Below are 6,569 nucleotides of genomic sequence, written 5' to 3'. Positions count from 1 at the left end.
GCCGACATCCTTGCTGCCGCCGCTACCGAGCACGAGGCGGCCGAACTTCACCTCGAGGTGATCGACGGACCAGTTCGGGCCGACCGGTGCCGGTGCGGCCGGCGCGGCTGGTTTCGCGGCGGAATCGCCGGCGGTGGCGCGCTCCATGTAGACGAAGAGGTCCTGGCTGAGGAAGATCGAGGGGCGAAGGATGACGACCTCGCGGAGGTGTTTGCGGGCAAGATCGCGCAGGGTGAAGCGCACGAATACGCTGCGCAGCGAGACGATCAGAGCGTCGCGATTGAGCGGGGACCGCAGGTCGATATTCGCGAACTCCACGGTCTGCACCTCCTCGAGCAACGCGCTGGCGGCGCCGCCGGCCTGGACGTTGCGGAGGGTCGTATTGATCGTGAAATGAAGGTCGGTGACGCCGGGGCGGCGGTCCTCGATGCGCGTGCGGATGCCGGCGATGTCGAGCGTGCCGATGGACCAGCCGCCTTCGTCCGTGGCCGCCGGCGTGGATTGCGCCGGGGAGGCGTCGGGTGCGGCGGCAAGGAGTTTCTGGAGGGCATCGCCCACCGTGAGGCGTCCGCCGTTCACGCGAACTCCCTCGAGATGCCTGCCGGCGAGGAGGCTCTCCGGAGTGAACGAGAGGGTGCCGACGTCGAGCGTGAGAAATGCGGCCTTGCCGCCGGTGGCGGTGGCGCGCGCGTCCCAGAAGGTGAGTTCGTGGGCTTTCCTGCCGGCCTCGCCCGCGGTGCCAAGATCGTGAAGGTCGAAGGCGAATTTTGCGTCGAAGTCGACGGCGCCGGCCTTGAGGTCGCGGAGATGGAGCGCGCCGTAATCGCAGCGGACGCGGGCGATCAACCACGTCGGTGGAGGGGGTGTGGCCGCGGAGGAAGCGGAGGGCTTTGTCGGGGCCGGGGAATCGGCCTGGAGGAGCTTCTCCGGGGCGACGTCGATGGAGGGATTCTCGAGCGTGAGTTCGTCAAGACGGCGGCTCGTGAGGCCGGCGATGGTGAAGCGGGCACGGGCGGAGTTCGCGGCGAGCAGGGCGCGATCAGGCTCGAGATCGGTGGAAACCTCGAGTTTCGTGAGCCTGACTTCCTGCGGGGCGTCGCCGGCGGGAGTGCCGGTCGCGCCGAGTTCCCGAAGCGTCGCGCCGACGCGAAACGCCGCGCGACCGAGCAGGCCGGGGGCGTTGGGAATGGTGACGTGGAGCGCGTCAAGATCGAGCGCTCCGATGGTCCAGCCCGGGGCGGAGGACGCGGGGGAAGGCGAGGCGGAGCGAGACGGAAGGGCGTCGAAAAGACCGGGCGCGAGCGTGAGATCGCCCGCGCCGATGCGCACGGCGCGCACGCGGCTGGCGGTGAAGAGTTCGCCCGTGGTGAAGGTGATGCCGATGGATGGCACGCGCAGGAACTCGCGGCCGTTGGCATCCGCGGCGGAGACGTTCGTCAGCTCGGTGGTGTGTTCCTCGCTGGCGGCGGCTCCCCCGACGCCGAAGTTTCGGAAATCGACCGCGAAGTTCATCGCGACGGATGGCGCCCACTCACCGAGGCGGGTGATGCGCATGGAGCCATCGGTGACGACGAGCCGGGCAATGGCCCAGTTCAGCGCGCTTCCGCCGCCGCTCCGGGAAGCGGGCGCGGATTTCGCTGGCTGCACGCCGAGGGCTTCCCCGAGATCGGGCGAGACGACGAGGTTCGGCGACGTGAGGCGGACCTCCTCCAGCCGCGCGCGCCAGACGTCGCTGAAGCTGAAGACGACCACGCCACCTTCCAGCGTGAGCAATGGCTCCTTCGATTTTGCGGCGCGCAGCGTGAGCTTGCTGACCTCGAGCCGCCGAAACGACGCGGCGCGCAGGGAACTCATCTCGGCGGTGACGCCCGGGAACATGCGATGGATGGCGAACTTTGCGATCCAATCGAGATGCTGCACCGCGATGAACGATGCGACCGAGAGGGCCACGACGGTGAGCGCCGCGCCGAGAAAGAACAGGCGCAGCCAGCGGAACCGGCGCTGGGGAGTGGCGTCAGGCAAGGCGATCGACGAGGATGGTCAGCACGAAGACGACGCCGATGGCGGCGTTCGATTGGAAGAAGGCCGTGTTGATCGCGGCGACATCGAGGGAGCGGGCGACCCGGTGTTCGAAGATGAGCAGGCCGAGGATCGCGACCAGCCCGAGCCAGTAGGCGAGGCCGAGGCCGGCGCTCCAGCCGAAGGCCGCGAGGGCAAGCCACGTGGCGGCGTGGAGGAGCTGCGCGGCCTGCAGCGCGCGGGGAATGCCGAGCCAGACGACGAGCGATTTCAGGCCCTCGCGGCGGTCGACCTCGTAATCCTGCGTCGCGTAGATCGTGTCGAAGCCCGCCAGCCAGAGCACGACGGCCAGCGCGAGAATGAGCGGCGGCGCGGCGAAGGCGCCGGTGACGGCCAGCCACGCGCCGACGGGGGCGACGGCCAGGGCGAGGCCGAGGAAGAACTGCGCGGCGTGGGTGAAGCGCTTCGTGAACGAGTAGAAGAAAACGATGGCCAGCGCGACGGGCGAGAGCGCGAAGCAGAGGGGATTGATCCCTGCCGTCGTGAGCACGAAGAGCAGCGAGGCGATGGCGCAGGTGAGGATGGCGCCGGCGCGCGAGAGCAGGCGGTGGCGACCGGCGGTGCGCGGGTTCCGCTTGTCGATCTCCCAGTCGGCGAGGCGGTTGAAGGTCATCGCCGCGGTGCGGGCGAAGACCATCGCGAGCACGATGAGCAGGATGATGCGCGGTGCGGGCAGGCCGTGCGCGGCGACGACCATCGCGCCGAGCGCAAAGGGCATCGCGAAGATCGTGTGCGAGAACCGCACGAACTGGAGGAATCGCGCGACGGGCGCGGTCATTGGTGCTTGGTCAATGATCATTGGTTGTCTCGAGGCGTCGCCATCACTGGTTACCAATGACGAATGACGAATGACTAATGACGATTTTCATCGAACCACTCCGCGATGGCATCGTCAATGCGCAGGTCGATGAGTTTCCAGCGGTCGGCGGGCTTGTAGAAATAGAATTTCCAGCGGAGCGGCAGCTCGTCGCCGGCGAGGATGTAGGTGCGGCGCAGCAGGTGCGTGCCGAGTTTTTCCTCCTTCACCATCTCGGCGCTGACGACGGGGCCGTAGGCGTCGAGGGCCTTCTGCGTCTGCGCGCGCATCGTCTTCGACTGGTCGCCGCGATCGACCATGGCAAACTCGGAGTCGAGCGTGTCGTAGGCGGCGTCCACCTTGTCGGCCTTCAGCGCGGCGAAGAATTCGTCCACGATCTGGTCGGGCGTGCGCTTGGTCTGCTTCACGGCGACGGCGGCTTCGGCCGGCGTGGGGGTCGGCACCGAGGAGGGCATTTTCTTCGGCGCGTTCGACGGCGTGGAGGCCTCCGGCGGGGCGGACTGGATCTTCGACTGGGCGGAGGCGAGCGCAGGCAGGGCGCCGAGGGCAACGAGAAGAAGCACGCGGATCATGCCGGCGAATATCGGCGCGAATCCGGACGGCGTCGATCTTCGTTTCTCTTCGGGAGCGGACCTTGACAGTAGGATGTTTTCCTCAATGAATGGGCGCCCGCGCCTGATGATCGTTTCCATTTACCCGGCAGATGAGATCCCGAATCCGGAGGATGCAACTGCTGAAGTTCAACGCGGCGGCGCGGCGCGCATGGTCACCAGTCCCACAAGTCTTCTTCATCCCCGCGTTTGATGACGTTTACTCCCATGAGTCGAAGAACGATCAGCCTGGCGATCGCCGCGCTCTTCGTTGCCGCTTACATTTTCGGCCTGAGAGCCATTTGGAGTAACGACTGGGCGCTCGGTCTCGGCGATTGCACCGTGCGGGCAGTCTCGGCACTGACGGACAAACTCGAGCTGCCGATGCTATGGTCCGAGGTCGGCTTGCGAAGCCCGTGGCCAAAGGGCCACACGCTATTTATCGGGGGAATCATCCAGTCGCTCTGCCACGGCGCAGACGCCTTTTCCGCGATCCATTGGTATCAGACCCTGTCATGGACGGCCTACGTGTCGGGGATCGTCCTGTTCACTCTCTCCGCGGCGGAAATCTTCGGTGGGGGGTCGGCATTGGCCGCGTTAGCGGTATTTCTCGGGTTTGGGGCCGCGTTGACCGAAGCGGCGAACGGAATGACGGAGGGTTTCGTCTTCCTCCTTTCCGGCCTTGCGACCTGGTGCCTGGTCAAGTCGCTAAAGTCTCCGGGGCATGTCTATCTGCTCTACGTGGCCGGTGTGTGCAATCTCGCCGCCAGCACGATGAGAACGGAGATCATCATCGTTGCCTTCATCCAGTGGTTGCTTCTGGTCGGCAAAACGGGAGCGTTTCACGTCATCGGATTCGGCTTCCTCTCGTCAGGGTTTTTCCTCGCGCGGCTTGTTTTCTCCACCGTGATCGATCACGGGCAGATCACGTTTTTGAACTCCAATCGCATACTCTTTGCATCCGACGCCACGGTTAAAGGTGAGATCATGGCGAGATACTTTTGGAACAATGCTGGAGTAGCCGTCTGCCTGGCGGGCGGGTATCTGGCCTTGCTGGCCGTTAGTCATCCGTGGAGGGGCCAGAAGTCGGTCGCAGGATCCCGGCACAGCGGGTTCAAGCCGGCGCACGTTCTTCATTTTCTATCGCGCGCCAACTCCCTCGAGCTCTTTCCCGTCCGATGCCTCGGCATTCTGGCGCTGTTCATGGTGGAGGGCCTGCGAAGTGGCAGTCTCGAGGCGAATGAAAGATACTGGATAGCCTTGATGCCGTATCTCGCTTTGACAACGGCGGCGGTATTTAGTTTGCGTCCGACGACACTTTGTCTCCCCATCGCGACGCTGCGAGTGGCGATGATTTGCACCCTCTTTGTTGCCGGCATCAATACGGTGCACGCGCGATGGCAGACCCGAAACGTTTTCCAGGCCGGCGAGCTGGATTTCATCCACTGGCTCGAGGATCGAAAGGATGCTTTTGGAGTCTTTGATACGATGAATTATCGAGACGGGCGTTACATCCTGTATTCCTGCACCGTCGGCGCTTCGCCTCATTTCTGGGGGAGAGGCGTTAGCAACCCTCTGGATTTTCGAGTCAAACGGTTGAAGTCCAGCAACCCGGTTGAAAATCGCAGATTTAGAACCGAGGGACTGGCCCACGCCACGCTGAGCGATCCCCGGACGAAGCTTCTGATCCTCCCAAGTCCGTCGTTCTTCAAGGAGGTGAAAGGATTCAGGAGAAGTCGGACAAACGAACGGATACGGTCTCCTACTTCAGAAAGGACCTCGAGGTCCTGCCCGGAGACAAAATTTCATTCCGGTCCTTCCTGTCGCCCAACGCGGCACCGATCCATTTCGGCAAAGTCTACGCAAACGACTATGTCGAGGTGTTCCAAAAGCTTTGAGAGAGCTTCGCTAATCCTCCAGGAGAAGATGCCCGGTGCGAATGAGAGGATGTGGGCCCTAGCGCCGTGCTGGCGCGATTCCGGGCGGCGTCGATGCGGTTTTGCGCCTCAGATGGCCCCAAGACTCTCTCCGTTGCCGGTGAGGCATTGCATGATGACCGCGAAGAGGAATTGCGCGCTCGAGACTGCCGGCCCGCCGGCGGAGAGCACCCATTGCAAGGCGCGCTGTTTCAACGCCTTGCCATTTAGCAGGCCGAGCTTGCGCTTGATATGCTGGCAATGGGTCTCGACCGTCTTCACCGTCACTCCGAGGCGGCGGGAAATCGCGGTAGGTCCCTGATCTTTGCCGAGGAGGGAGAAGACCTCGATTTCCCGAGGGGAAAGTGCTTCGACGCCGCGCTTCGCGCCCATCCCCTGTCCGGAGGTCACGATGCCGATCACGAGTTCCGAAATGCGTCGGCTGACGACCCGGTGGCCTTGGGCGACCCGCCACAGGGCCGAAGAAATTTCCCGGGTCTCGTCCTGTTTCGAGAGATAGCCGCGAGCACCCGCGCGGAACACGCGGGTAAGCCACGCCGTATCCTCCCGCTCGCCGAGGGCGAGAATGCCCGCGTCGGGCCGGATTCTTGCCAGATCGCGCAGAAGTCCCAGGCCGGAACCTTCCGGCAATTCCATGTCGAGCACGATGAGTCCCGGCAGTTTCTCCTCACAAATCCGCCGCGCGACGGCGGACGAGCCCGTATTCCCGCAGACCTCCAGCCACTTCTCGGCAGTGGCGAGGGTTGCCAGAGAGTGGCGCAACCAGGGTGAACCCCCGATAAGCAGTATCCGGGCAAGGGGCCCTTCCTCGGAATGACGGACTGAAGAATTTTCCCGGGAGGGTTCCATGGCGAGAAATGGTGCGATATGAGGAATGGAGAGAGCCCCGCGGGCAGGGCCACAATTTCACCGGCCGGCCGAACGTCAAGAAATTATCCCCCGATAATCCCCTACTAATCAGGGAAGAAACCCCGATAAAAATTTCCGGGCATCCACCGGAAAGACAGGGGCCAAGGGAACTGCTTGCATCTTCGCCGTGCAATCCGGCCGGCCCTCATTCTCTCCGAGCTCCGTCTTCGCCGGCCCGGCCGCCGCAATGCTCTCCTCCGAGAGGCTCTTGCTGTCAACCGAGACCGTCTCGCCGAC

General features: G+C 64.0%; 5 protein-coding genes. All 5 read right to left on the bottom strand.

What is annotated here, in order from left to right:
* On the bottom strand, window positions 1-2,022 hold a 2,022-nt coding region (locus tag VIM61_16620; protein HEY8902036.1), incomplete at its 3' end, for a hypothetical protein.
* Window positions 2,015-2,857 carry a UbiA-like polyprenyltransferase gene (locus tag VIM61_16615; GenBank protein ID HEY8902035.1) on the bottom strand — a complete coding sequence of 281 codons (843 nt, stop codon included), beginning with the start codon at window positions 2,855-2,857 and terminating at the stop codon, window positions 2,015-2,017. The genes VIM61_16620 and VIM61_16615, both read right to left, overlap by 8 nt.
* 74 nt (window positions 2,858-2,931) lie before the next feature.
* Window positions 2,932-3,468 (bottom strand): hypothetical protein, encoded by a 537-nt coding sequence (locus VIM61_16610; GenBank protein HEY8902034.1) that lies wholly within the window; start codon window positions 3,466-3,468, stop codon window positions 2,932-2,934.
* An 888-nt stretch (window positions 3,469-4,356) separates the two neighbouring features.
* Window positions 4,357-4,623 carry a hypothetical protein gene (locus tag VIM61_16605; protein HEY8902033.1) on the bottom strand — a complete coding sequence of 89 codons (267 nt, stop codon included), beginning with the start codon at window positions 4,621-4,623 and terminating at the stop codon, window positions 4,357-4,359.
* Window positions 4,624-5,492: 869 nt separating this feature from the next.
* A complete protein-coding gene (locus VIM61_16600) occupies window positions 5,493-6,272 on the bottom strand; it encodes a response regulator transcription factor (GenBank protein ID HEY8902032.1) in 780 nt (259 codons plus the stop codon).
* Window positions 6,273-6,569 lie beyond the last annotated feature (297 nt).

It is taken from the genome of Chthoniobacterales bacterium, assembly GCA_036569045.1.
Lineage (GTDB): Bacteria > Verrucomicrobiota > Verrucomicrobiia > Chthoniobacterales > JAATET01 > JAATET01.
Note: the sequence above shows the minus strand (reverse complement) of the source record. Positions and strands in the feature narration are given on the sequence as shown.